This window comes from Verrucomicrobiia bacterium (genome assembly GCA_019634625.1).
Classification (GTDB): Bacteria; Verrucomicrobiota; Verrucomicrobiia; order Limisphaerales; family CAIMTB01; genus CAIMTB01.
Genome location: JAHCBA010000003.1, coordinates 120,806 through 146,506 on the forward strand (window position 1 = coordinate 120,806; position 25,701 = coordinate 146,506).

Consider the following 25,701-nt stretch of genomic DNA (forward strand, 5'->3'; position numbering starts at 1 on the left):
GGTTTGCATGAACGTTTCATAAACTTCTCCTTCCAGTTGGCCCGCCGCACGGCGAAAGGCGGCCACGCGGCGGGCGTCCCGTCGGTTGATCAATGGTCGCAGGTGCAGGCGTATTCCGCGCGCTTGCACTCGCCGCAGGTGTGCATATCCAGCTTGAAGCGGAGGTTCAACGGCTTCGCCTCGGCGGTCTGCTTGAACTGCACGACGACGTTGTAGCCTTCGCCATCGGGCAGCTTGGTCTTGCTGACGAGCGAGTCGCCCTTCTTCTCGAACTGAAGCGTCTCCTTCCCGCTCTTGGCGTCGGCGATGACGGTCACGGTTTGCGTCGTTGCGGCAACGGGCTTCATGTCCTCGCTGTAGAAGTTGATGCTGACGCTGCGGTCCTTCTCGACAACGAACTCAGCATGGGGTTCGGTTTTATCGAGCAGACGTCCGCCCTTGGGCGTGGCCTTGTGGTTGTGGCCGTCCTTGTCGGCGGCGGTGGCGGTGAATAACCCGACGCACAAGGCGGTGGCCAGGGTGAGGATACGGAGGTTTGTTTTCATGTTTGTGTCTGTCTTTTAGTTTGAGGTTATGGTTTCAACGTGAGGGAACAAAATGATGGCCGCGCCGGTCAGACAAACCAGCGCGCCGAGAAAATCCCAGCGATCGGGTGACAGCCCGTCCACGAACTTGAGCCACGCCAGCGAAGCCGCGATATACACCCCGCCGTACGCTGCATAGGTCCGGCCCGCCGCTGTGGGATGGAGTGTGAGCAGCCACGCAAACAGCGCGAGGCTCGCCACGCCGGGCAAGATCCAGAGCGGGGACTTCTTCAGCGTCAGCCAGAGATAGAAGGTGTAGCAGCCGAAGATTTCGGCCAGCGCCGTGATGGCGAACAATCCGATGGCGGTGAAGTAGATCTTCATAGGCTGTTCACGAAACGGGCGCAGCGTCGGGAGACGGTCCGCCTTCACTCGAAGGGGATTCCCCAGGCGCGTCCTCCGCAGTTGGTTTTCGCCTTTCCAGCCACTCGTAGAGCGTCGGCAGCAACACGAGCGTTAGGAAGGTGGAACTCAGGATGCCGCCAATGACGACAGTGGCGAGCGGGCGTTGCACTTCCGCGCCTGCGCCGCTGGCAATGGCCATTGGGACGAAACCGAGTGAGGCCACGAGCGCCGTCATCAGCACCGGGCGCAAGCGCGTCATCGCTCCTTCGCGGACGCACTCGGTAAGGCTGTGCTTGTGGCCTTGCTCGCGCAGGAGGTTGAAGTAGGAAATCATCATCAACCCGTTGAGCACCGCCACGCCGGAGAGGGCAATGAAGCCGACACCGGCTGAGATACTGAAAGGCAGGTCGCGCAACCAAAGCGCGAACACGCCGCCGGTCACGGCAAGCGGGATGCCGGTATAGACGAGCAAGGTCTGCCGCAGGCTGCCGAGCGCCATGAACACAAGCACGAAGATGAGTCCTAGCGCGACCGGCACAACGATGGCCAGCCGGGCGCGGGCTTCCTGCAAGTTCTTGAATTGGCCGCCGAACTCGATGGTGTAGCCGTCCGGCAGTTTGATTTGTTCGGCGACTTTCTTCTGCGCTTCAAGGACGAAGCTCTCCACATCGCGCCCGCGCAGGTTCACCATGATGGCGGCGCGGCGCTGGCTGTATTCGCGCGCAATGGCGGCGACTTGTTCCACCACGCGGAAGTCGGCGACCTGGCCAAGCGTGAGCAACCCGCCGTCGTCCACGCGCACGGGCAGGCGTTTGAGGTCATCGATTTGCTCGCGCTGCTCTTCGCTCAACCGCACGACGATGTCGAAGCGGCGGTTGCCTTCGATCAGCTTGCCGACTTCCTGCCCGGCCAGCGCGGCGTGAACGACATTGTTCAACTCCGCCGCGTGAATCTTGTATTTGCTCATGGCCTCGCGCTTGGGAACGATTTCGAGCAACGGCGATTTGCCGAGCGCGTCGAACTCCACGTCGGATGCGCCGCGAATCTGCTCCAGAATCTCTCTCGCCTCGCTGGCCACTTTTTCGATCACCGCGAAGTCCTCGCCGAAGACTTTCACCGCGATGTCGGCGCGCGTGCCTTCGAGAATTTCGTTGAAGCGCATCTCGATGGGCTGGCTGAACAGGTGACCTTCGCCGGGCAGGTGTTTCCCCAGTTCCTCCGTCATGAGCGCCGCCAGTTCCTCCTTGCTTATGATTTTCCCGTTCACCTTCCGCCATTTTTCCGGCGGGTTGAACATGATGTAGGTGTCCGCGACGTTCACGCCCATCGGGTCGCTGGCGATTTCCGCCGTGCCCAGGCGACTGAAGGTGTAGGCCACTTCGGGGAACTTCTCGATGAGCAGCTTCTCGCCCTGCTTCTGCATCTCCACGCTGGCGTCAATGCCGATGCTGGTGGTGCGAATCATGTGCGTGGCAAACGAGCCTTCGTCCAACTGCGGCACAAACTCCGCGCCGAGGCGGCTGAACATGAACACCGCCAGCGCCAGCAGCGCAACCGCGCCCCCGACCACCGGCCAGCGGGCGCGCAGGGAGAAGTTGAGGAAGGGCGCGTAAATCTTCTTCGCGAACTTCACGAGGAAGGAATCCTTTTCGCTGATGTTGCCGCCGAGCAGATAGGAACAAAGCGCGGGCATGAGCGTCAGCGCCAGCACGAGCGCGCCCACGAGCGCGAAGATGACGGTCATGGCCATCGGCTTGAACATCTTCCCCTCGATGCCGGTCAGCGCGAGGATCGGGAAATAGACCACGGTGATGATGATGACGCCGAAAAACATCGGGCTGGCGACTTCCTTGGCACTGACGAGGACTTCGTGCGCGCGTTCGACCGCCGTGAGCCTGCGCCCGAGCTTGTGCTGTTTCTCCGCGAGGTGACGGATGATGTTCTCCACCATCACGACTGCGCCATCAATGATGAGGCCGAAGTCAATCGCACCCAGGCTCATCAGGTTGCCGCTCACCTTGCCCTGCACCATGCCCGTCATGGCAAACAGCAGGGAGAGCGGGATCGCCAGTGCCACGATCAGTGCCGCACGCCAGTTGCCAAGCATGATAAGCAGCACCACGACGACGAGAATCGCGCCCTCGAACAGGCTGGTCTCGACCGTGCGGATGGTCCGGTCCACGAGCACCGTGCGATCATAGACCGGGATGATCTCCACGCCCGACGGCAGCTTGGGCTGGATTTCCTTGAGCTTCGCGTCCACGGCCTTGGCGACGAGGCGGCTGTTTTCTCCCGCGAGCATCAGCGCCACTCCGAGCAGCGCCTCCTCGCCCTTGTAGGTGGCCGTGCCGGTGCGGACGGCCTTGCCGATGACGACGTCCGCCACGTCCTTGACGCGCAGCGGCGTGGCGCGCGAACCGAACTTCAGCGGCAGCATCTCGATTTCTTCGGGTGTCTGGACGCGGCCTGCCGTGCGGATTGTCAAGGTTTCGCCACCGAGTTGAATGATACTGCCACCCGCGTTCTCGACGTTCTCGCCAACGGCTTCGGCGATTTCGCTGAATGACATGCCGACGCTCTTGAGCTTGTCGGGGTTCGGCTGGATGATGATTTGCTTTTCGTAACCGCCCTGTGAGTTAACCTCCGCCACGCCGGGCGTCGAGCGCAGACGCGGCTTGATGACGTAATCGTGGATGAGCTTCAACTCCATCAACTGCTCGACGCGCGTGGGCGGCTTCTTGGTCGCGTCGGCGGCGTATTCGACCACGTAGTAATAAATCTCCCCGAGGCCGGTGCTGATGGGTGCGAGCTTGGGTGTCAGGCCCGGCGGCAGTTCATCAATCACGGTCTGCACCCGTTCGCTGACGAGCTGGCGCGAGCGGTAGAGGTCCGTGCCGTCCTCGAAGATGAGGTTGACCTGCGAGAGTCCGAACTTGGAAAGCGAGCGCAACTCCGTCAGACCGGGGATGCCGGCCATCTCGTTCTCGATGGGGAACGTGACGAGCTTTTCGATCTCTTCCGGCGCATACGCTGGGACGGCGGTGTTGATCTGCACCTGGACGTTGGTGATGTCCGGCACGGCGTCAATCGGCAGCCGCAACGCGGAGTAAACACCGATGCCGACCATGACCACGGTGGCGAGCAGCACGAACACGCGCTGGCGGACGGAGAATTCGAGGAGACGGTGCAACATTTGGGTGTCAGGTGCGGCAGTCCGCGATGGAGGTGGCGTGAACGGCGACGCGGACCGTGCTGCCGACAGGCGGAGGCTCGGGCAGCGTGATGGCGAAACTGGAATGGGGATGCCCGAAGCGGGAATGCCGGATCGGATTCGGGAAGAACCTGACCGGAGTACGGCTGGAAAGCCGGCCATCAGGACCGAGGACCTCGATGTCGAGGTGTCGTCGTGGGGATTGGTAGTACCCAAACGTGCTGCTCACGGTGCCCGAGATTTGGACACCCTTGGAGGTATCCAACACGCGGACACTGGTAACCCGAACGCCGGATCTAGATTTCACGGTGGTACTCAGTCCGGGGCGTGTTGGCGGAGTCGCGCAGCCGTCGGCCAAGAAGAGGAGAGCCAGCAGGATTGATCCGATGGAGAATTTTCGAGCGGAGATCGTATTCATGGAGTGAGAACCTCGGAGGCCTGTTTAGTGGGAGTGTCCGCCTCCCTTGGTGGCACGGAGTTCGATCAACCAGAGCGTCTGCACTGGCTTCAGGACGACCTGGTCGCCGGGTAGCAAGCCATCCGTGATGCCGATCCGGCCGCCGCTCTCGGCACCCGTGCGAACCGGCGTGCGAAAGTACGCATCGCCGTTGACCGTATAGACAAAGGTGCCCTCCGAGGTCCGAAGCAGTGCCGATCGAGGCACGGTGGCCGTAGGCTGTTCCACGGGATGGATGATCGAGGCGGGAACGAACTCTCCGGCTTGCAGAACAGAGATGGCGTTGGAGATGCCGACAATGACCTCGGATTCTCCCAGCGCCACCGCCTTCTGAATGGCGAGAATGACCCCATGCAATGAATCGCGGGTGGGGAGTTGGATCAGGACGGGGTCACCTTGCTTGAGATTGGACGCGACTTCCTGGGAAACGAGCCCCGAGCCATGGACGTCGCACCCGGAGTGGTCGGCGGGATTGGGGAGGTGATGGTGTCTTTCGCCAAATATCTGGGCGGTGAATCGCGTCTCGGCGGGGAGCCGTTCCTCCAAGACGTCGGCGACTTCGAGACCCAGAATTTTCTTGGTCTCCTCGGTGACGATCACGCCCTTCCCAGGTTTGAACGTGGCTCCTGCGGCCGATTCACCTTCCTCGCCATGAGCGTGCCCATCGCCTTCCTCGTGGCTTTCCGTAGCGTGTGCGTCTGGTGCGCCTGAATTGTTCGGGCCACAGCCTGTCGACACGACAGTCGCGAGCGCCGCAGCCACAGGCAGCCAGCAGTTGGTGAAGTGCTTCACTTGCCCTCCTTCCTTGGGGTGGCACGGGATAACGGCATGGAAACCCCGGTAAGCAGCTCTAATTGGACCGCAGCTTCCAGCGCCTCCCTTTTGGTGTCCAAGAGACCCTCGACCGCATCCAGATACTGCTTCTGGAGCTCCACGTACGTGGATATGGGAACGGCTCCGAGGCGGTAGTGGCGATCGGCGACCTCGGCCGCCTCCCGGAAGTGCGCCACCGAGTCCGGCCGCCATTTGGCCATCTCCCGGAGCTTCGTCTCATACGTAAGAGCCGTTTCGAGCACTCGACGGGTAACGTCCCTCTGCGCGAGTTCGTAGGACACCGCGGCCTGGGTCTGTCGCGCCGAAGCCGCCTCGACATTCCCGCGGTTCCGGTTCCAGAAGGGCAGCGGCAGCGAGACAACAACGCCGAGAATGCGTTCGCGATCCGATCCAGCGTTCTCCTCGGCGAAAGTGGGACCAAGCGCAACCGCCGGGTAGCGCTCGTTGCGCGCGAGATCGACCCGGAAGCCCTGTTGGGCGAGTTCGACGGCTCGAACCTTTAACTCGAAGTTGTTCGTGCGGGCCATGGCCAGCAGTTCGTCGCGGTCCTCGGGTGGTCGAAACGCCAGGGAGCTATCGGCGATCTTCAACGAGATTTGGGGCGGTGCCCCCCTGAGCTGGTTAAGTTCCAGGAGAGCCGATTGCGTAACCAGGAGCGCTTCGCTTGCCTTGCGCTGGGCGTTGAGTTCCGTTGCCTCGATGACCCGAATCTCCAGCAGTGGCGTGAGACCTGCCGGGTCGCGCTGGACCAGGACCTCCCTGAGCGCCTTGAATCGATCAGCCACTTCCGAGGCGGCGGCTGATTTTTCCTCGGCAGCGAAGAGACTGAAGGCGAGGGCTCGAACGCGACCAGCCAGCGCGGTCTTGAATCGGGCTAGGCCCAGGTTGGCCAACTCGACGTCCTGATTGGCGATGGCTTTGCGGAGTCCGATGCGGCCGGGCCACTCGAAGGGCTGGAGAACCGACACCGACCAAGCGACTCCTTCCGCACTCAAACCGCCACCGTCCGCCGTTTTATGGCCGATGGTTCCGGTTAGTTCCGGGTTGCGCCACGCGCCCGCCGTTCTTCGGCCGGCGGTCGCTGCCGCGATTTCGGCTTCGTAGAACCTGAGTTCCGGATTCTTGGCGAGAGCTTCGTCGACCACGGCCTCCAACGTGGCGGAAGCAAGTTCAGTGGGTGGGGTATTCGTCGAAGCAATGGCTTGGTGGGCCATCAGATTGAGGACGAGGAGAATCGCGGCGCCCCTTCCGGCGCCGCAGAAAATGGGTGCAACAGATAATGGTATTGAAAGCATGAGCTAGGTGAATGGTTGAATACATGAAAATGAGCCAGCACGGCATGCGGACGCATGCGTACCCGAAAATGTGAAGACTCACGCCGAGAGCGTGAGCCGTTCAGGAAGCTGCGGAGGGAGCGCGGACAGGGAGGGCGAGACGGAGGGCAAATGCCCAGGAGGTCGACAAAGGCGGCGGGGGTGCCGCAACCAGTACACCTTCAGACTCCTCGGAGGGAAGTCCGACAGCGAGAACCCCGACATCGATCGGGGGCACGAACTCCGGGCGGACATCGGCGACGCGATCCTCCCAGCGAGAAGACTGGTACTTGCCGGATTCCTGAACACAGCAACCGCAATCCTCGCAGGACTTGTTGTCGCTGTGCCCCGAGTGTTCGTGGTCCGCGCAGCGGAGAAATTCAAGTCCTGGCACGGAAGCGAGCCGACAATGGGCGGTCAATGGCACCCAAACCAGGGCCATCACAAGGCACATTACTCGACTGAGCGACTGCACAACAAAAATTGGTAGCACCAGATCAACCGATGTTCAACTCCTGAACACCGAAAGAGCCTTGCACCCATCGTCGGACGTTTCAGGCGCTCCCTTTAATCAACCCTTTCTCGACCAGCGCCGCTCGGAGTTCATTGGTGAGGGTGATGACGCTGGCGAGGTCGGTGGCGGCGGCCTGATCCGCGTTAGCCCGTTGCGCGCTCGGCGCTGCCCCGTGAAATCCGACCTTCGAGGACGTTCCCGCCCCCATCTGAACCTCCCACGAGAACGCTCCGGCATGGCGCTTTAGACCGCCGTCAGCGACATTCAGGATCAGGTACCCGGTCGGGAACGTCCCGCTGGCCGGGTCGGCGCTGACGGTTGCCGGCGCCGTCTGCTGCCAGGTGCCCGGCGTGCCGGCCACGGTGCAGACGAACTCCGCTCGGTTCTGGTCCCGCCAGAAATCGCCGACGTTCCACGCCCCGGAGGATGGCGGGCCGTTCAGCGTGTTCGGGGTGCCCTTATGGTAGGTGGGGACTATGGCGAACGGTTCCTCGCAGGCGATGACCCAGTTGTGTTTGGACAGTGGGACGAAGCTGGGTGCCTAGAGCCCCTCGGGCGACGAGCCATTCAGCGTCCTGAAATCCGCCCCTTCCCGGTGTTGAAGCGTAACGTTCCGCACTGGTGTAGGGCGGCATGGCATTGAGCGCCGCCGCTCGGCACCGGCATGACGGCGACAGAGCACGGCAGGATCAATCCCTCGAACAGTGCGGCGCTTGCCGGCGCTGCTGGCGCGAATAGGCGCCGGCCCCCTCAAGGCGCAGGTTCAGGAGCCGGTGGCGCCTCCCGAAGGGGCGGTCGCGGGGCCGGCTCCTCGGCATGGACCGGCACGATGAAGCGTAACGTTCCGCCCTTGGTTGATGAGCCGCAAATCCACCTTGTCAGCCCGACAACCTCGAATGTTTCCGCGAAGCCTCAGGGGCCGCAAAGGACAACGTTGCCTCTCCGCGCATCGCGTTGCACGCGAGCAACTTGCGCTGCCAATCGAGGGGCATTGGAGATTTGAGGGACAACGTTCCGCACTTGGGCGACGCGCACACGTGGGTCGAACGTTCCCCCTTATGTGTACGCGATGAAAATGTCCGACATGAAACCGAAGGAGATGACCCGATGAGCACCGCCCTCGAAGAACTGATGCACGCCGCCCTGGCGGCCGCCCCGAACCGCCGGGACGACGCCCTCGCCGTCCTGCGCGGCCAACTGGCAGCGATCGATCCCGCGAAGACCGCGCCCACCCATGAACCCTACCTGACCCTTCGCGAGGTCGGGCAACGCCTCGGCATCAGCGCCGCAACGCTCTGGCGGTGGCAGGTGCCCGGCCATTCCCTCGGCGGTCGCCGACGGTTCCGGCTGTCCGAGGTCGAGGCCTACCTGAAAACCGAGGCCTTCGAACGTCGGGCGGCAGCGCTGCGGGCCGACCGGAAACACCACGCCAAACGCGGTGGCGATCCCAAGGCCTGATCGAAGCCGAAATGTTCAACAACTTGCTTGACCGGGGTGGCGGCAAGAACGCGTTGCACAGCGTTTCAAAGTGGGACCAGGAACGCTCCACAGTGTTGCACAGTGCGACCCACTGAGACCCAAACCACCGTCCACGCCATTTTGATACTCTCCCCTCATGACCGCTAACTCTACCAACCCACCCGTCCCCGCCCGCGAACTCGCCAAGCAACTCCTCCAGGAGGAGGCCAAAGGAATGCCGGTCTGGGTCCGCGCCCCCACCGACGGCCACGAGCACTTCACCGGGCTGACCCGCGCCAAGCTCTACGAACTGGCCGGAAAGGGGCACATCCGTTCGGTCTCGTTGCGCGAACCCGGCAAGGTCAAGGGCTGCCGCCTCTTCAACCTCCAAAGCATGCTCGACTACATCGCGAAGATGGAGGCCCAGGCCGGCAGCGATCAATCGCCCGCGTGATCGCGGGAAACGGAGAAGCCCTCCCATGGCCATCCTTGCACCAGATCCCGAAGCCGTCGTTGAGTCCCCGCCCATCATGGAGCGGGAGCCGACGTCCGAGGAACCCACGCCGCTCCTTGGCCGCCCGGTCTCGATGTATGGGAACGCCTTCAGCAAGGAGCCGCAGGATGTCGCGCTGGGGAAAATCCTCGTGGCCATTCGCAATGGACGCTGGGCAAAGCGGATTGGAGAGCTTCGTGTGCTCTTGGCTCGCGATCGGGCGGCCTACGACCGCGAAAAACGAGCCCTCCCAGCCTTTGCGATGTCGGGGACCGCGGAGACGCGCAAGGGGCAACAAAGCCATACGGGGCTTATCCAAGTCGACATGGACCACCTCGGCGGCGATCTGGCGACCGTCCGAGAACTGGTCAAAGCCGATCCGCACATCGCCTTCGGGTACGTGTCTCCCTCCGGCGAGGGACTGAAACTGGGCCTGCGCATCGATCCTGACCGCCACGAGGAAAGCTTCGCGGCCGCCGAGGTCTACTTCCGCGAATGCTATGGCCGAGACATCGACAAGAAGGTCAAGGACCGCCTCCGGCTCTGCTTCGTCAGCCACGATCCGGACCTCTGGGTTCGCGAGGACGCTATTCCGCTTCCGATCCCGGAGCCGAAGCCCGAGGCCCCTCCGCGCACCAGTCCACCCGTTGCCAAGGCAGCCGCCACGCCCACGGCCGAGGGAGAGCCGGGCAACATCGTGATCCTGCCATCTGGCGGGGTTTCGTTCAGCGAGGCAGCCCAGGAGATCTTCTCTCGGCTCGCCCCGGCCCGAACGATTTTCTGGCGCGGTGGCGCCCTGGTTGAGCGGGTGGATTACGATGGTATTGCCGGCCTGGAAATCCTCCGCCCCGAGGCCTTCCGGAGCCGCGTCGAGAAGATCGGCCGTCTGATGGCCTGGCGCGTCGGCGACGACGGTCAGCCAACCCTCAAGCCAACCCGGTTGCCCCGGGACGACGCCACGGCACTGATGGCGACCACCGAAGCCCGGGAACTTCTCCCCCCAATCGCCAGCGTCCTGCGCTGCCCCGTGCTGATTGAAAAGAACGCAAACGAGGTCGCGGTTCTCGGCGAGGGCTACCACGCGGAACTCGGAGGCCTGCTGATTGTCGCCGGAGACGCTCCGCCGCAGTTCCCGCCTGAGCACGCCTCCCTGCTCCTGAACTCGCTCATCGCTGAATTCGACTTCCAGTCGCCCGGCGACCGGAGTCGCGCCCTGGCGGCATTCCTGACCCCCGCGCTCCGCATGGGCGGGCATCTGAAGGGCTCGGTGCCCATCGACTGCGCTGAGGCCGACCAGAGCCAGAGCGGCAAAGGCTACCGCCACCACCTCGTCGCGGCCCTGTACGGCGAGAGCGCTTATTTCGTCACCGCCCGCCAAGGCGGTGTCGGCAGCGTGGACGAGTCCTTCGCCGCCGCCATCATCTCCGGTCGCCCCTTCATCTGCCTCGACAATTTCCGCGGCCGGCTCGACTCGCAGCACCTCGAGGCGTTCCTGACGTGCCCAACCCTGTTCCCAGCGCGAGTTCCCCACCGTGGGGAAGTCATGATCGACCCCAAGCGGTTCCTCCTCCAGATGTCGAGCAACGGGCTGGAAACCACCCGCGACCTCGCCAACCGCGCCAGCATCTGCCGGATTCGCAAGCGGCCAGGCTTTCGCTACCGCGACACCCTCGGCGAGCTTCAGCGGCTCCAGCCCACGTTCCTGGGGGCGGTGTTCTCGCTGGTCACGGCCTGGATCGCCGCCGGGAAGCCTCGGACGGACGAGACCCGCCACGACTTCCGCGAATGGTGTCAGGTCGTCGACTGGATCGTGCAGAACCTGATGGGCGGGGCTCCGGTCATGGAAGGTCACCCGGCGGCGCAAGAGCGGGTCGCCAATCCAGCCCTTGTCTGGGTCCGATCGATCGCTCTGGCGCTGGAAGGCGAGAAACGGCTCGGGGAGTCGCTCAACGCCACCGGCCTCGCCGAGATCTGCGCAATGCACGACATCGAGATCCCAGGGCTGAAGGAAAAGGCAGACGGCGACATGGCCAAGCGACAGGTCGGCTCCCTCCTGCGGCGAGTGTTCCAGGACGCCGACCTGGTCCAGGTGGACGGATTCGATGTCCGCCGATCCCAACAGACGTACCGGAAGCCATCCGGCGACGCCGACACGATGCGGACCTACACCTTCGACCGGACGCCAAAATGAACGCAGCTCCACCCAACCACCCTAGTCCACCCAACCCCTATAACTTTCTTACAAATTGGAATCATCAATATGTAGGGAGTTATAGGGGTTGGGTGGAGCTGGGGTTTCCCGGGTGGAGCACGGTCTGGAGGTCGTCATGGACCTGAAACGCCGAGCCCGGGATTACCTGGCCCAGTTACCCCCAGCCGTCTCCGGCAGCCGTGGCCACGACACCACGTTCACCGCCGCGTGCTGGCTCGTCCGGTTCGGACTTCGCGACCGGGACGCGATGGCGTTGCTGCGGGACTTCAATGAACGCTGCCAGCCGCCATGGACCGAGAAAGAACTGGCTCACAAACTCGACGATGCCAGGAAGATCGTCGGACCGACCCTCCCCCGTCCCCTTGGCGCCGCTCCGGCCGTTCGAGAGACCTGGAGCCTCGAACCTTACCACCGCTGGCTGGCTCATCTGATGCCCACCCCAGCGACCTCGGAATTCCTCTCTTCAAAGGCGGCTGGAATCGAATCCGTGGCGAGTGCCTCGGATTCCGAACCCGCCACCAACCCCAACCATCAATCGCACCTCCTGTGACCCACACCTACCATCACGTCTTCGCCAACGGGACCAAGGCCACCGCCACCATCGGCACCGATCCGGTCCGGTACGAGGTCGAGTGGGATGGCCCAGGATCGAGGAATCTTCTCCCGGAATACCGCCGATGGCGGCAATTCATCTTCGAGGACTTCGCGAAGAGAACCGGAAGGCAACTCGCTGTCGTCGAACGCTGGTGACCATTCCTTGGCCCATTTCCGCCCCGGCCCCGGGTTGCCGACGGGCGGCGGACATTCCCGGCTCGTGCCTGACTGTCCGCGGTGAACCGAACCCGAAGCCAAGAACCACCATGACCCCGAATCCATCCCCCAACCACCAACACCCCCGCGTCGAGGTCGACTTCGGTCGGCTCGCGCTCGTCGTCAAAGGCCCGACGCCCTGCGAGATCGACCTTGAACGCTGCACCGATCCAGCCCGGCTGCTCCACTTGGTCCTCCACGTCTCGACCAAGCCCTGGTGCGACCGCGCCTTGGCCGGCGAGATGCTGGCGGCCTTGGAAACCGCCAGCCGGTCGGAGTTCGGCCGCCCGGCGCAACAAGTCTACTGCCCGAGCGGACGCCCACAGCACGTTGACTGGGATGCCGCCCGGTTCACCGAGATCAGCTACGGCCCCAGTCCCGTTCCTGCCGTCGTAGGCTGACCGGACTCCGCCCCGGTACCGCCTGCCTCTGCCTGCGAGACGCGCCGCCGCGTTCGTTGGCGGTGGTCTACTTGCCTGCCGCCTACGGCCGGCGAGGACCGCCTTCTCGCGGGGGAGGCACCGGTCCTCGTCAGGAGTGTCAGGGATGGAAGGAATCTTTTTCCTACCCCCGGTGGGGTGGAGGTGTGGCGTCAGCCCCGAATGCGCACGCGAACGAACGAAATTCGAAAAAACGCGCACCATGTCACGGAATCGCTCGAAAAACCCAATGAAACCAGGTCAACGCGCGAGCGCGGTGGCCCAAAATCGGCCAGCGTTCTCGACCGGCGTCCGACAGGACCCCGGGACTTCCAGACCTTGCACTGCCACCCCAGCCCCCTGACCGATGCCAACACCCGGAACCATTTCCGCTGCCCAACTCGCCAAGCTGTCCGGCCTCTCCGAACGCCAGCTCCGACGCCACGCCGACGACGGTTGGTTTCCCCGGCCCGTCAAGAACGAGTACCTGCTCGTTCCGGCCATCCAGGGCCTCCTGCGCTACTACCAAGAGCGCGAGCGCACGTCGGAATTGCATGACGAGTACGACTGCTTCTCGGCCTGCGAAGCCGCCACGGGCATCCCGATGGCGGCACTCCGGCGCGCCAAGCGGCGGCGTTGCTCGGCTGTCCGGGACGGAAAGGTCCGATTGGCCGCGTTCCTGCGCTGGTGGCACGTCACCGATCAGCCCCAGGCGATCAGCTACGAGGTCGAGCGGGCCGCCCAGGTCCTGCTCCAGAACGAGAAGCTGCGGGTGATCATCCGGCGGATGAAGCGCGAGTTGGTTTCGGCACGTGAGGTCTCCCACCTCGGCGCCGAACTCGGGGCGGCAATCCGAAAACTCGTAACGCGCATCCACCGGATGGCTCCCTCGCTGGCAGGCCACGACGTCGCGACCATCGAGAAACGGCTTCAGGACGAGGAAGCCGACATCGTCGCCCAACTGCGGATCGTCGATGACCGGGTGAGCACCTGGCGGCAGGCAGAGTAAACGACACTGGTTCATTGCCGGGCGCGCCGCTTACGAGGCTCGCTGTATGGACCTTGCCTCGATCCCTGAAACCATCCGCACCATCATCACCCAAGCTGGAGGCCTCGGCCTCCGCGGGGCCTTCACCTACATCGGCGCGCAAGAGTTCCTCTACCGCTGCGCCCAAGCCGAGGGCGAATACCGTTCCGGCTTTCGATCCCGACTCACCTCGGAAGGTGGTCCGCCCCGCGTCGAGTTCGACGTTGGGTTGCAGGCGCGGGTGAACGGGAAGCCCGGCCGGGCATGGACGCTCATCATCGTCTACGAACCCGACGACACTTACACGGTGTGGCTCGTCGAGGGGCACGCCCGACGGAAGGCCGAATCCATGGTGTTGGCCTGCGTCCTCGACGTGTACTGCGACACATTGCAGTCCGTGATCGAGGAGGCCTACGACCGCGCCATCACCGAGCACAATGGCGGCTTCATCCCCTTGGGCTGACCATGAGCGAGACACCTCCCCGTCGCCGTCGTTCGAAGGACAACCACGAGTTCGGCGTCGTCCGCCTTCGTGAACTGCCGGTGCCCATAGCCTGCTGCGATTCCCCGGACCGCATCTACGACTACTGGATGGCGAACATCGCGACCGCCGTCTGGTACAGCCAAGAAGTGGAAAGCCTCTGCGTGATCCACCTCAACACCCGGCGGCGGGCAACCGGCTTCCACCTCGCGGGCATCGGCACGCTCGACACCGTCCTCATGTCCCCGCGTGAGGTCTTCCGGACGGCGATCCTGAGAAACGCCTCGGCCATCGTGGTCGCCCATTCTCACCCCAGCGGTGACCCGCGGCCCTCCGAATCCGACATCAGGGCGACCCGGGAACTCGTTCAGGCGGGCCGGATCATCCGCATCGAGGTCCTCGATCATGTCGTGATCGGACAGTCCGGTCCCGATCACCCGCGCCCGTGGGCGTCATTACGGGAGATGGGCCTCTTCTACTGAGCCGGCCCCATGGAATCCTCGGAGAACCCTTGGACACTCTCACCGCCTCACCGTAGCGAGACTCACGTTCGGAGCGGATCAACCAAAACCCCCGCCCCGCCAAAGACCAACATGAAGAAGACCACCGAAGCCACCCAGACCCCGAAGACCACGACCACGCCCGAGCCGAAGGCCGCCAAGGCCAAGAAGGCGACGCCGGCCCCGGCGACCGAGCAGCCCGCAACCCAGCCCACCGCCGCTCCGGCGAAGGTCGAAAAGTGTACGAAGCCTGCCAAGGCGGCGAAGTCCGACGCCGACGGCGAAACCACCGACCGGCTCCCCACCACCCTCGACGAGTTGAAGGAGACCAAGGGCGGGTTCGTCGCCTACCAGTTCCTCACCGGCAAGGACCGGGATGCCATCGCCAAGGACCTTGCCGCCGCCTTCAAGCTCGGCGAAGCGCAGGCCGCCAAGATCGTCCGCCGCATCACCGGCCGCGTCCGCCTCTACGCCCGGGTGTTCGAACTCGTGCCGGCGAAGAAGTAGCCCCCAGCACAGCGCCACGACGCCCCTCGGACGACCCCGCGGGGCTTTTTGGCGTCCAGACGGGCAGGCGAGACTGCCGCGAGGCAGGCCGAGGACCGGGGTAGGAGCGGTTTTCCGGCCGCGGCACGTAGGTCCACCGGCCTTCCGGCAGGAAAACCAGCGAGGCGCCAAAGGACAACGTTCCCGCCTGGGGTGTGCGAAATGCTCGACACCCCATGATCGAAGGCTTCTGCGGCGCCTGCAAACCCACCGACCGCCGGACCCCTTGGCATTCCCTCCGAAGATCTCACCACACGGAAGTCAAGCAATGCTCATGATTTGCCAAGAAATGGCCAAGGGCCCCGATGCAGTAGCCGCGTAATAATAGGAGGAGGGGCGTACGCCCCGAACCGAGCACCATCGAGGGATCTGAACATGAAAACGCAAAAGGCATATCTCGTCGGCGCAGTCATCGCCACAATCATTGCAACTACTTCGAGCGTTCCGGCCGAGGATTTCTTCCTCCGCGATTTGGCGAACAAGGCGGTGGCTGCAAGTCCACGCGCCCTGGAGCAGTTCCCTTGGCTGTCACGGACAACATCGACGGTTCGCTCTACGCCCACGGAGAGCGCTGTCTCGATCATCAGAAAGCACCGGGCGCTCGCGGCCAGCCCGAGGATGTTGGAGGAGTATCCTGAATTGGCTCGGGCCGAGCAACTTCTGAAATCGCCAGTTGCCACCCCAGACACCGGAGGCAGTCAATTCTCTGATGTAATCCGAAACCGCGCGCTTGCGGCGAGCCCTCGCGCGTTGGAGCAATTCCCCTGGCTCTCGCGGGGCTACAAGGCTGAACCCGCTACGCAAACGTTCCAAGTAGCGCCGATCAAGTAGCGCGATAGGGACGTACTTTGATCCGGAGATTTCAATCCAGGCAGGCGTTACGACCCATGAAAGCCAAATACCTCACCACAATCGCGGGCTTGAACATGGCCGCCTCGTTGTTGACCACGAGCACTAGCTTGAGCATCGCTACCGCTGCTGAGAACCCGAACGACAGGGTCCTTGTGCCCAAGGTACTTGAACTACACGCGCCGAACAGCGCCACTCCATCGGTGACCATCTGGGTGCCGAGCGCGGCAATTCCAAAGGCTCCGAAGATCCCCATGGCCAAAGCCCGTGAGCCCAAAGAGATTCGGCTGCACGCTCCCAACGGCCCGACGCAATCGGTCACCGTCTGGCCAAACTAATTGAAGCAAGGTCATTCCTTTGCACCCGCCCCCCGGGGGGTGGGTATGCTGCTGCCCTCCGAAGTGCGCCCGTCCCTCCAACCAGAGTCCAAACGCGACCGCCGCAACCATGAGCATCGCCGAGAATCAAGGTCCCGCAAGTTTCACCGCCACTTTGGAAGCCCTACGCCACTCCGCGTTGCCAGGCAGCCACTTCTGTCAGCCAACCATCCTTTTCAGCTCACCCTTCAGCCGATTCCGGCCGTGGTACAATCGCGTCTCGACGGCCTTGACGGTACACCTAAGCCGCGCGGCTGCCTCCTTGTGGCAACACCCGTCAAAGCAGACCAATGCAATTGCCTCCCGCGACGAAGCCGGGATCCGTTGTAGGGCCTTTTGAAGGGTACCCAGCCACTCATCAGTTGCCGCTTGCTCCGCGGGCGTCGCGTGAGGATCCGAGACAGCGCGCGGACGTGCCGGCTTCGAGCTGAGGGCGAGGCTCGTGGACTGCCAGAACTCTGGATGCCTCTCCCGCCAACGAAGTCGTGTCTGAGCCATCCGAAATGCAATCAAAGAAAGCCATCCCCTGAACGAAGAGCGAACGCTGAAGGCAAGCCGGTGTCTGTAGACACGGTAAAACACCTCGGTAACAAGCTCGGTTGCATCGGAAGCGTTCTTGAGGATACGGTTGAGGTATTGATATAGGTCACGGGAATGCCTTCTCATCAGTGCGCCGAGCGCATCCTCGTCGCCGGCCATCAATCGCCTCATATCTCTGACATCGGCTGCTTGCACCGTGGTTGCTCCCGGGGACCTGGGCGTCGCATCCGAGCGAGCGAAGCGACGATGCGCACACTTGGAGACACTCATAATTTCTGGTAGGCCGCTCGGTACTAAATCGGCCCGGTTTCGCTCGGATGCCCCAATTGTGACGGGTGCTCCGGGTCTCACAACGGGTGTACGCAGTCTCAATTAGTGATTTAGGGGTGTGCCCGCGTGTGGCTGATGGCTTCGGCCTTGACCTGAGTCGATCATACATCGCGTGTGCTCCATAAGGTTCCCTCTCGCACGGCAGGGATACTATGCCCTTCCATAATCCCGAAGACTGTGGCTTCGGACCCGACTAAAGGATCTCACTGCGCAACCGCTTGTGTCTGGGTAGTAATGCCTGACTTGGGTTTCCATTCCTATCGACTCTCATGACGAGGCAGAGCTTGCGCCGGCTGCGGGCGGTGCATCGGCGACTTGGTGAGCCAGTCTTTCCCATTGAACGAATTGCATGCTCAATTCCTCCCATTTCTTGCGTGGCGGGCGAGGCCCCTTGATCCACTCTACCTGGCGACCGCGCCAGAGCGAATAGATCGCCGGCACGATTTCCAGGGTTAGGATCGTGCTGGTGATGAGTCCTCCAATCATAGGCGCGGCGATTCGCTGAATTGCCTCCGCGCCTGCGCCGTGCGCCCAAAGCGCGGGCACCAAGCCCATCGTGACCATGGCAACCGTCATGAGCTTCGGCCGTACCCGCTGAACCGCGCCATAAGTGATCGCCTCAAAAAGGTCATGTTGTGTCTTCATTCGACCGGCCTTCTGGTAAGCGTGAAAGGCCTCGTCCAAGTAGATGATCATGACCGTTCCGGTCTGTGCTGCCAGGCCCGCCAAGGCAATAATTCCCACCCATACGGCGATGCTGAGATTGTAGCCAAGGAACCAGAGCAACCATATGCTCCCCGTCATGGCGAACGGGATGGATAGCAGGATGATGAACGTCTCGGCGACGCTCTTGAAGTTCATGTAGAGGAGGACGAAGATCAGGGCGAGAGTCACCGGAACTACCACCTTCAGCCGATCCCGCACGCGGAGCATGTGTTCGTACTGGCCCGACCATTCGAACCGATAGCCCGATGGCAGGAGTCCTGGTTTCTCGATTTTTTCCTCCACCGCCTTCTTCGCATCGACCACATAACTGCCGATGTCCCGGCCGGCCATGTCCACATAGACCCATCCGGTCAGAGCTCCATCCTCGTTACGGATGACCGGCGCTCCGCTTGTGGTCTTCATTTCAACCAGTTGCCCTAGCGGTATCTGGCGAACAGCGCGCGATGCGCTGCCTCCGGGTGAGGTCGACATTCCCTCCTGGGATCCGCGCGAGTTCACATCCGCCATTGCAGAATCGACTGGCACCAGGACACGCCCCAACTTGTCGACGTCGTCGCGAAGCTCCCGGCTGTAACGCACACTGATGGAGTATCTTTCCCGGCCTTCGATGGTGCGCTCGAACGCCATTCCCCCGATGGCGGTTTCCACCAGCATGAGCACGTCCTCGACGTTCAGGCCATAGCGTGCGATGGCATCCCGTTTCGGGATGATGTCCAGGTAGTATCCCCCCGTAGTTCGCTCGGCATAGACGCTCCGTGTGCCGGGCACCTGGCGGATCACCGACTCCAAGTGCTCCCCGAGTTTGCCAATTTCACCCAGATCGGGGCCGAAGATCTTGATACCGATCGGTGTTCGAATGCCTGTCGTCAGCATGTCGATGCGGGCCTTAATGGGCATGGTCCAGGCATTCACTTGACCGGGAATCTGCAGCGCATCATCCAACTCGGTCACGAGTTCATCCTTCGTGATGCTGCGCAGTTCCGGCCAGACCAGGCGCAGGCCGGACTTCGCCCAATCGGGTGCCCAACGGGAGTACCACCGCTGCACAGGGACTGTTCGCCATTCCTTCTCAGGCTTGAGTTGAACAACACTCTCAAACATTTCGAGCGGCGCGGGATCGGTGGCGGTTTCGGCGCGTCCGGCCTTTCCGTGGACGCTGACGACCTCGGGGAACTGCTTGATAATGCGATCCTGAATCTGCATCAAGCGAGTCGCCTCGGTGATCGAAATCGTCGGCAATGTAGTGGGCATATACAGAATTGTGCCCTCATCGATGGGCGGCATAAATTCTGAGCCCAGCTTCTTGTAGATGGGTACAGCCGAGCCGACGGCGATCAGGGCAAGAACGATCGAGAGAATCCGACGGGTCATTAACATGCTGACCCATGGATAGTAGATCCGGTGCAGAATACGGCTGATGGGGTGCTTGTGTTCGGGGATGACTTTGGCACCGGTCATGAGGACGATGAGGGCCGGACCAATGGTCACCGAAAGGAAGGCCGCCCAGGCCATGGTGAATGTCTTCGTGAACGCCAGGGGCTTGAAGAGTCGGCCCTCCTGGGATTCGAGAGTAAACACCGGCATGAAACTCACGGTGATGACCAGGAGCGCGAAGAACAGCGGTTTCCCCAGCTGCTTGCAGGCTTTGATAATGATTTCCTGCTTCTCCTTGCGGTTTAGCCCGGGCGGCGCGTGCTCCAGGTGCTTGTGGACATTTTCCACCATCACCACGGCTTCGTCGCAGATTGCGCCAATGGCGATCGCGATGCCAGCGAGGGACATGATATTGGCGGTGAGTCCCATATAGTACATGGGAATGAAGGCCAGGGCGACCGCAACTGGCAGAGTGATGATCGCGCGAAGGGCGCCTCCAAAATCTAACAGGAAGACAATGACAATAATCGAGACAATGATGGACTCTTCGATGATGGTCCGCGTCAGGGTCTGGATCGACCGGTTGATCAGATCGGAGCGATCATAGGTCGTCACGATCTCCACCCCCGGCGGGAGTGAAGGTTTGACCTCTTCCAGTTTCGCTTTGATGCTCTCGATGACTTGGAGGACGTTCTGCCCGAAGCGGACCACGACGATACCTCCCACGGTTTCTCCCTCGCCGTTCAATTCCCCCGCACCACGGCGCATCTCGGGCCCCAGTTCAATCTTGCGGGCTACATCGCGCAGCAAGACCGGAGTACCCTTGAAGTCGGCGCCCACGACCACGAGTCGGAGATCCTCCAACGATTTGATGTACCCATGGCCACGAATCAGATAAGTGGTGCCGAAGCGCTCCAGTTCGCGTCCGCCCACGTCGTTGTTTGCGGCGCGGACCGCCGAGAAGATCTTCGTGATTGGAATCCCGTACGCCAGAAGCTTGTTGGGATCGATGTCGATCTGGTATTGCTTCTGGAAGCCTCCATAGGTCGCCACCTCGGCTACACCCTCAACACTTTGAATCCAGTAGCGCAAGTGCCAGTCCTGGAAGGAGCGCAATTCCGCCAGGTCGTGCTTTCCGCTCTTGTCCACAAGGGCGTACTGGAAGCCCCAGCCGACACCCGTCGCATCCGGGCCGAGGGACGGGGTAACCCCCGGAGGCAGGCTTTCCGTAAGGCCCTGCATGTACTCCAACACGCGGGACCGGGCCCAATATATGTCAGTTCCGTCGTCGAATACTGCATAGACGAACGAGTAACCGAAGAACGAATACCCGCGCACGACCTTCACTTTGGGCGCGGAGATCAACTTGGTGACGATCGGATAGGTGATCTGATCCTCGACCAAATTCGGGCTCCGACCTTCCCATTGGGAGAACACGATGACCTGGACGTCCGACAAATCAGGAAGGGCGTCGAGGGGGGTGTTGCGCATCGTGAACACACCGGCCAGCGTCAACGCTCCCACCAGCATGAACACCATGAATTTGTTGCGGGCACTCCACTCGATCATGCGCTCGATCAGGGACTCCTTAAGAGGCGCAGAGTTGGCAGATTGAACCATGTCGGACATAGCTTTTCGGGGTGGAGTTAGACTCAGTGCTGATGTCCACCCGCTGCACCCATGCCGGCGATGGCAGCCTTTAGTTGGCTCTCCGAGTCCACAAGAAAGAGGGCGCGGGTCACCACTCGCTCGCCCTCGCGGAGGCCGGACACCACTTCGTAGAAATCATCGGTCTTGGTGCCGATCTTGACCTCCCGTGGTTCCAGACGCTCTTCCGGCCCATCGACGAAAGCCACATATCGCTTTCCGGTGTCGATCAACGCGCTGGCAGGGGCCGTCAATCGCTCGCCGACCTTGATCTCCAGATCCACATTAGCCCACATGTCCGGCCGCAGTCTGTGGTGCGGATTGTCGATTTCCAGCCGCACCTCCCCACGGCGCGACTGGGGCTCGATATGGGGATAGATGAATGTGACCGAAGCGGGGAAGGACTCATCGTTCAGATAGGGGAAGTTGATGGTGGCCTCCTGGCCGAGCTCGATGAGGGGAAGCTCGGATTCGTACACATAGGCACGCAGCCAGACGTGCGACAGGTCGGCAATCTCGAACAAGGATTCCCCGGCCATGAATGCCTTCCCGTCGATGGCATTCTTCACCAAGACGTGGCCGGAGAGCGGCGCTCGGAACAACAACTCGGAACTGGGCCTTCCCCGCTTCTCCAGTTCACGAATCTCCTCCTCCCCGATCTCGAAGAGCGCGAGGCGCAATCGGGCGGACTCCAGCAGGGCCTCGGCCGAATCCCGTTGCTGGCTATTGGCCGAGTTCATACTTTGCTGTGAGCCTCGCCACGCGATGAGGTATTCGCTTTCGGTTGAGAAGAGCTCCGGGCTGTAGACGGTGAAGAGCGGTTCACCCTTCTCGACGGGAGCTCCGGTGAAGTTCACGTGCAGCTTCCGCACCCAACCGGCGAATCGGGGGGCGATCTTGGCGTAGCGTCGCTCATCGTGTTCCACCAATGCGGCCGTCCTCAGCGTCCGTGTGAGATTTCGCTTCTCCACCTTGGACATTGTTAGTCCGATCAATTGCCGTTTGTCGGGTGAAAGGCTAATGGAGATTCTGCCTGGCACCGTGGTTCCTGCCGCGCTCTCCGAATGGCCCTCGTGCCCCGTTGGCGGAGCCTTCTTCTCTACCAGCTTCATGTTGCACTCCGGGCAAGTCCCTGGGGCATTGCTCACCACATTCAAATGCATGGGACAGTAAAACTGACCGGGGTTGATATGCGCCGTCTTGGAATCGGCCGTCGTCGTCGAAGCAGCGGCCGGCTTGTCGCCCTTGATCGGGACCAGCTTCATATTGCAGATGGGACAGTCCCCGGGCCGGTCGCTCACGTAGGTGGGATGCATCGGGCAGTGGTACTTCTGCTTGCCGGCCGCGCCAGACTGCTCGTGGCCGCCGGAGGGATCGCCGCAGCCCGTCAGGACAGCGCCGAAGGCAAAGGTAACGACCGCAGCCAGAATTAAACTCAGTCGAAATCGCATAAATGGCTTTCTTATGTGGAGTGAGAAGACGAAGCGGTGGTCGGGGATTACTTGGCGGCGCGTCTGGACGACGGCGGGGACAGGGCCGGCAACGTGGTTGCCGGAGCGCCGGGAGGCTGGAGTCCGACAATCAGGAGAGAGATTTCCGCAAGCGCGAGCTCGCGGCGGGTACGAGCGTCCACCTCCGCAAGCTCGAATTCGAGCAGTGATCGCTGGGCCTCTTGGAAGTTGATGAAATCCGTGCGGCCGGAGCTGTAACTCATTCGTGCGACTTCGAGTGATTGGCGAGCTTTTGGAAGCAAGGTTTCCGTCAGCAGTCTCAGATTCCGCGTAGCCTCCCGATACATGAACGATCTGTCCGCAAATTCCACTGCGAGCTGGATTTCCTCCGCCGAAAGGCGGGCTTCCGCAGCCCGCTTGCCTGCCTGTGCCGAGCCGATTTCGGCCGCGATCTTGTCGCGCCAGATTGGCAGAGTGACTCCCAGCGTGGGGCGCCACATGACGGGCGATGCTTTTACATCCGCCTCCACGCCGACGTTGAAGTCCGGGAGCCGGCTCTGGTGCGCAAGCTGGATGCCGGATTCCGCCATCCGCACTTCGGCCTCCATCTGCCTCAGGCGTGGATTTCTTTCGATTGCCGTGGCGAACAATCGCTCCGAAGTCAGGTCAAGCGGTGTCGAGACGAACTCTGCAGGCACGGGGGGGTTGGGTTCGCTGGCTCGAAGCCCGAGTGCGCCCTTGAGCTGAGCAAGCAAGGAATTCCGCGAATCATCGAGATTGGTGATCTCGGTGCGAAGGCGCTCCTGCTCGATTTGTGCGCGAAGCACGTCCTGGAGCGTGACCTTGCCAGCTTCGTTCTGGGCCCGTGCGATTTGCTCCAATTCCTCCATCAACGCCAGCGTGGCCCCGTTGATGCGGATGCGGCTGTCGAGAAAATGAAGCTGGTAATAGGGCCGCTTGACGTCGTACGCGGCCTGCAAAACCTGGGAGGCGAAAATGTAGTACATGGCCTCGCTCTCTGCCGTGGCCACATCCGCGCGAATCCTCAACTTCCTGACCCATGGCAGATCACTCATCAGCCCGGGCATCACCGTCATCACCACGTCCTGTATGTCCAACTCCAGGGTGAGGCGAGGATCGGGCAGCGAGCGCTCCAGCGTAATGCGCTGGACGGCCGCGGCATAGTCAAAGTAGGCCGCCTCAACGCGCGGATGGTTGAGCATGGCGTACGTCAGCAGGGTTTCGAGGCCCGCGCTTGCGTCAAGATTCGGAAGTTGTGGCCTCTGGTCCCCTGGACGGTACTGCCCGCGGAGCACTTCCAGGTGCTGGCGGGCAGCACGCTCGTCACGGGTCGGGATTCCCCGGCAACCCGCCGCTAGGAACGCCGACGCCAGCAGAGCTGCACTTCCCGACATGGCCACTCGATAAAATGGATTCCGTGTGTTCATTCCGTTCCGACGATGTTGCCTGGATCAGTGGCGAAGCCATCTTTGGTCTTCGCCGTAGCCCCCCACTCGATCCCGCCTTCCACGGCGCTTCCGGACAGGGCTCAGTGTTGATGGCCGGAATGGGTCGGCGCTTCGTGCGAGGAAGACGAGGAGTCCGACGATTCGCATCCCGCGAGAGCGAGGAGGGCGACGAACAGGGCAGCAATCGTGGTGAATGTGCCAAATACCTTCATGATCTTCATAACAGTCGTTGAGGGATTTAAGGTTTGCGGCTTGTGGCCTTCTAGCCGCCGCGTTTGTGTTGCCGGTCCCCGGTCGGGAGGACAAGCCAAGGGCTTCCCCTCCTTGATACGCCGCGAGGCCCAAAACCCCTCACCGTCCGTTGGTGGAACCGGCAGCCCCTGGCTAATGGCGTGAAATCGTGGCGTCGCCGATCATCCGTTCGAACGCCTTCCTGGTACGGCTCCCCGTGACGCGCCGGACAGGGCGCCCTTCGGCGTCGAAGATCACATAACTGGGAAGCTCGTTCACCGAGAAGCGAGAAGCCAGTCGGCCCTCGCGGTCGAAAACCATGTTCAGGCCAGGCACGAGTTGACTCGCAGCATCGGGCAAAACCGTCTTCACCTGGATGCTCGGGCTCGCCGCGGCGCTTGGGCCGTCGTGGCACCTCGTGCTGGTTTTCGGTTCGATCTCGTCGGCTGCATGATCGTCGCCGTCCTCATGGTGATGGTCCGCCAGCGAACTCACGTCAGTCGCCACAACCGCCAGGCGATCTCCGCGTCTCGCCAAGATCGATCGAAGCGTAGCTGCATCGTTAAACGTAATCTGATTGGTAGCATTCCAGAAGGCCAGCACTACCGTCTTGCCGCGTAACGCCGAGAGACGTATGCGCCTGCCAGCCAGGTCTTCCAACGAGAAGTCGAACGGCGGCTGGCGGACCGGCAACGGTCCGGCGGGCAGGGCCAAGCTGCTGCTGGGGAACTCCGCCCGATGGCCACGCAACCAGGCGTCAAGAGCGTCCCGGCCAGGCTGAATAGCAGCCCAATCCGGATTTGGCAGCGGGGCATCCCCGAAGGCGGCGAAGCGGGGCAACGCCTGGCTCAGGCGAATCCCGAAGTCCTGCCCGGTCACCCGGCGCAGGACTGTGGCCGCACACACGACGACTCTCGGATCCTCGTCATTCAACAGGGGCCACACGATCGCCACATCATTGGAATTCGCCATCGGAAGAAGGTGCTGAAGGCCGAGGACGCGAAGGGCCGCATCCGGGTCCGCGAGTTGTTCGTGGAGAAGGCGCCGCAGATCCGGGTACTTGTGCGACCCCAAGAGAGTAAAGCCCATCTCCCGTACCCCTGGATCGAAATCGCGGACGGCCTCAAGAATTAGCGGCTGAAGACCTTCGGGCGTTGCTGGCGCTCGTGTCGCTGAGTGGCTCAGGTAGTCCATTACAAACAACCGTGACGAAGTGGCCCCGGACAGCCAGATCCGGCCAAGCACAGCTGTCGAATACCCTTCCGCCTCGGCAATTGCCGCGATTGCCGCATCAGATGGAGCATCCGAACGCAAGACAAGAACCGACACTACCCACCGCTGCACGCGGCCACCCAACAGGGCCGCCAGGACGGCGACGACGGCCAGCACGAGTGCAGCCCTCCGGTTACGTCGAGCCAAGACCGTCCCAACGTCTGCACTCTCGTTGATACCTACCTTCATCATGGCGAGCGATCCCCAAGTTGATCCTCTTTCCGCTGCCCC

Annotated in this window: 23 protein-coding genes; 10 read left to right on the forward strand and 13 right to left on the reverse strand. The window is 62.3% G+C overall.

What is annotated here, in order from left to right:
• Window positions 1-89: 89 nt before the first annotated feature.
• From KF833_02650 to KF833_02680, 7 genes are all read right to left on the reverse strand, one after another.
• Complete coding sequence (locus tag KF833_02650) at window positions 90-545, reverse strand: hypothetical protein (protein ID MBX3744186.1); 456 nt, start codon at window positions 543-545, stop codon at window positions 90-92.
• A gap of 15 nt (window positions 546-560) precedes the next feature.
• Window positions 561-908, reverse strand: a complete 348-nt coding sequence (locus tag KF833_02655; protein ID MBX3744187.1) for a YnfA family protein — start codon at window positions 906-908, stop codon at window positions 561-563.
• A 7-nt stretch (window positions 909-915) separates the two neighbouring features.
• Complete coding sequence (locus KF833_02660) at window positions 916-4,122, reverse strand: efflux RND transporter permease subunit (protein MBX3744188.1); 3,207 nt, start codon at window positions 4,120-4,122, stop codon at window positions 916-918.
• Between the two features lie 7 nt (window positions 4,123-4,129).
• Window positions 4,130-4,369 carry a hypothetical protein gene (locus tag KF833_02665; protein MBX3744189.1) on the reverse strand — a complete coding sequence of 80 codons (240 nt, stop codon included), beginning with the start codon at window positions 4,367-4,369 and terminating at the stop codon, window positions 4,130-4,132.
• A 213-nt stretch (window positions 4,370-4,582) separates the two neighbouring features.
• Window positions 4,583-5,389 (reverse strand): efflux RND transporter periplasmic adaptor subunit, encoded by an 807-nt coding sequence (locus KF833_02670; GenBank protein MBX3744190.1) that lies wholly within the window; start codon window positions 5,387-5,389, stop codon window positions 4,583-4,585.
• Window positions 5,386-6,726, reverse strand: coding sequence for a TolC family protein (locus KF833_02675; protein ID MBX3744191.1), 1,341 nt, complete (start codon window positions 6,724-6,726; stop codon window positions 5,386-5,388). The genes KF833_02670 and KF833_02675 overlap by 4 nt, the downstream gene beginning before the upstream one ends.
• 572 nt (window positions 6,727-7,298) lie before the next feature.
• Window positions 7,299-7,619: a hypothetical protein gene (locus tag KF833_02680; protein ID MBX3744192.1), complete on the reverse strand. Its 321-nt coding sequence runs from the start codon at window positions 7,617-7,619 to the stop codon at window positions 7,299-7,301.
• Between the two features lie 746 nt (window positions 7,620-8,365).
• On the opposite strand from KF833_02680, the gene KF833_02685 reads away from it, so the two are divergent.
• From KF833_02685 to KF833_02730, 10 genes are all read left to right on the forward strand, one after another.
• A complete protein-coding gene (locus KF833_02685; protein MBX3744193.1) occupies window positions 8,366-8,716 on the forward strand; it encodes a helix-turn-helix domain-containing protein in 351 nt (116 codons plus the stop codon).
• A gap of 157 nt (window positions 8,717-8,873) precedes the next feature.
• Window positions 8,874-9,170, forward strand: coding sequence for a hypothetical protein (locus KF833_02690; protein MBX3744194.1), 297 nt, complete (start codon window positions 8,874-8,876; stop codon window positions 9,168-9,170).
• Between the two features lie 301 nt (window positions 9,171-9,471).
• On the forward strand, window positions 9,472-11,400 hold the full coding sequence (locus KF833_02695) for a hypothetical protein (GenBank protein MBX3744195.1): 1,929 nt from the start codon (window positions 9,472-9,474) through the stop codon (window positions 11,398-11,400).
• A 136-nt stretch (window positions 11,401-11,536) separates the two neighbouring features.
• Entirely contained in the window at window positions 11,537-11,971 is a 435-nt protein-coding gene (locus KF833_02700) for a primase C-terminal domain-containing protein (GenBank protein MBX3744196.1), read from the forward strand.
• Window positions 11,968-12,171, forward strand: coding sequence for a hypothetical protein (locus KF833_02705; GenBank protein ID MBX3744197.1), 204 nt, complete (start codon window positions 11,968-11,970; stop codon window positions 12,169-12,171). Before KF833_02700 ends, KF833_02705 begins: the two co-directional genes overlap by 4 nt.
• Window positions 12,172-12,281: 110 nt before the next feature.
• A complete protein-coding gene (locus KF833_02710; protein MBX3744198.1) occupies window positions 12,282-12,632 on the forward strand; it encodes a hypothetical protein in 351 nt (116 codons plus the stop codon).
• Window positions 12,633-13,017: 385 nt separating this feature from the next.
• Window positions 13,018-13,659 (forward strand): hypothetical protein, encoded by a 642-nt coding sequence (locus KF833_02715; protein ID MBX3744199.1) that lies wholly within the window; start codon window positions 13,018-13,020, stop codon window positions 13,657-13,659.
• Window positions 13,660-13,941: 282 nt separating this feature from the next.
• Window positions 13,942-14,640, forward strand: coding sequence for a JAB domain-containing protein (locus tag KF833_02720; GenBank protein ID MBX3744200.1), 699 nt, complete (start codon window positions 13,942-13,944; stop codon window positions 14,638-14,640).
• A 111-nt stretch (window positions 14,641-14,751) separates the two neighbouring features.
• Entirely contained in the window at window positions 14,752-15,165 is a 414-nt protein-coding gene (locus tag KF833_02725) for a hypothetical protein (protein ID MBX3744201.1), read from the forward strand.
• A gap of 414 nt (window positions 15,166-15,579) precedes the next feature.
• Entirely contained in the window at window positions 15,580-16,035 is a 456-nt protein-coding gene (locus KF833_02730; GenBank protein MBX3744202.1) for a hypothetical protein, read from the forward strand.
• Between the two features lie 31 nt (window positions 16,036-16,066).
• On the opposite strand, the gene KF833_02735 is transcribed toward KF833_02730, so the two are convergent.
• From KF833_02735 to KF833_02760, 6 genes are all read right to left on the reverse strand, one after another.
• Window positions 16,067-16,309 carry a hypothetical protein gene (locus KF833_02735; protein MBX3744203.1) on the reverse strand — a complete coding sequence of 81 codons (243 nt, stop codon included), beginning with the start codon at window positions 16,307-16,309 and terminating at the stop codon, window positions 16,067-16,069.
• A gap of 280 nt (window positions 16,310-16,589) precedes the next feature.
• Window positions 16,590-17,129, reverse strand: a complete 540-nt coding sequence (locus KF833_02740) for an RNA polymerase sigma factor (GenBank protein MBX3744204.1) — start codon at window positions 17,127-17,129, stop codon at window positions 16,590-16,592.
• Window positions 17,130-17,567: 438 nt separating this feature from the next.
• Window positions 17,568-20,981 (reverse strand): efflux RND transporter permease subunit, encoded by a 3,414-nt coding sequence (locus tag KF833_02745; GenBank protein ID MBX3744205.1) that lies wholly within the window; start codon window positions 20,979-20,981, stop codon window positions 17,568-17,570.
• 71 nt (window positions 20,982-21,052) lie between these two features.
• Entirely contained in the window at window positions 21,053-22,498 is a 1,446-nt protein-coding gene (locus tag KF833_02750) for an efflux RND transporter periplasmic adaptor subunit (GenBank protein ID MBX3744206.1), read from the reverse strand.
• Window positions 22,499-22,545: 47 nt separating this feature from the next.
• Entirely contained in the window at window positions 22,546-23,721 is a 1,176-nt protein-coding gene (locus KF833_02755; GenBank protein MBX3744207.1) for a TolC family protein, read from the reverse strand.
• 630 nt (window positions 23,722-24,351) lie between these two features.
• Window positions 24,352-25,587 (reverse strand): redoxin domain-containing protein, encoded by a 1,236-nt coding sequence (locus KF833_02760; protein MBX3744208.1) that lies wholly within the window; start codon window positions 25,585-25,587, stop codon window positions 24,352-24,354.
• Window positions 25,588-25,701 lie beyond the last annotated feature (114 nt).

Excerpts from the sequence above, each read along its gene's own strand:
- KF833_02650 (MBX3744186.1), bottom strand. The coding sequence starts at position 545 with ATGAAAACAAACCTCCGTATCCTCACCCTGGCCACCGCCTTGTGCGTC.
- KF833_02655 (MBX3744187.1), bottom strand. The coding sequence starts at position 908 with ATGAAGATCTACTTCACCGCCATCGGATTGTTCGCCATCACGGCGCTG.
- KF833_02660 (MBX3744188.1), bottom strand. The coding sequence starts at position 4,122 with ATGTTGCACCGTCTCCTCGAATTCTCCGTCCGCCAGCGCGTGTTCGTG.
- KF833_02675 (MBX3744191.1), bottom strand. The coding sequence starts at position 6,726 with ATGCTTTCAATACCATTATCTGTTGCACCCATTTTCTGCGGCGCCGGA.
- KF833_02685 (MBX3744193.1), top strand. The coding sequence starts at position 8,366 with ATGAGCACCGCCCTCGAAGAACTGATGCACGCCGCCCTGGCGGCCGCC.
- KF833_02690 (MBX3744194.1), top strand. The coding sequence starts at position 8,874 with ATGACCGCTAACTCTACCAACCCACCCGTCCCCGCCCGCGAACTCGCC.
- KF833_02695 (MBX3744195.1), top strand. The coding sequence starts at position 9,472 with ATGTCGGGGACCGCGGAGACGCGCAAGGGGCAACAAAGCCATACGGGG.
- KF833_02700 (MBX3744196.1), top strand. The coding sequence starts at position 11,537 with ATGGACCTGAAACGCCGAGCCCGGGATTACCTGGCCCAGTTACCCCCA.
- KF833_02710 (MBX3744198.1), top strand. The coding sequence starts at position 12,282 with ATGACCCCGAATCCATCCCCCAACCACCAACACCCCCGCGTCGAGGTC.
- KF833_02715 (MBX3744199.1), top strand. The coding sequence starts at position 13,018 with ATGCCAACACCCGGAACCATTTCCGCTGCCCAACTCGCCAAGCTGTCC.
- KF833_02720 (MBX3744200.1), top strand. The coding sequence starts at position 13,942 with ATGGACGCTCATCATCGTCTACGAACCCGACGACACTTACACGGTGTG.
- KF833_02725 (MBX3744201.1), top strand. The coding sequence starts at position 14,752 with ATGAAGAAGACCACCGAAGCCACCCAGACCCCGAAGACCACGACCACG.
- KF833_02730 (MBX3744202.1), top strand. The coding sequence starts at position 15,580 with ATGAAAACGCAAAAGGCATATCTCGTCGGCGCAGTCATCGCCACAATC.
- KF833_02735 (MBX3744203.1), bottom strand. The coding sequence starts at position 16,309 with ATGGGGATCTTCGGAGCCTTTGGAATTGCCGCGCTCGGCACCCAGATG.
- KF833_02740 (MBX3744204.1), bottom strand. The coding sequence starts at position 17,129 with ATGGCCGGCGACGAGGATGCGCTCGGCGCACTGATGAGAAGGCATTCC.
- KF833_02750 (MBX3744206.1), bottom strand. The coding sequence starts at position 22,498 with ATGCGATTTCGACTGAGTTTAATTCTGGCTGCGGTCGTTACCTTTGCC.
- KF833_02755 (MBX3744207.1), bottom strand. The coding sequence starts at position 23,721 with ATGCTCAACCATCCGCGCGTTGAGGCGGCCTACTTTGACTATGCCGCG.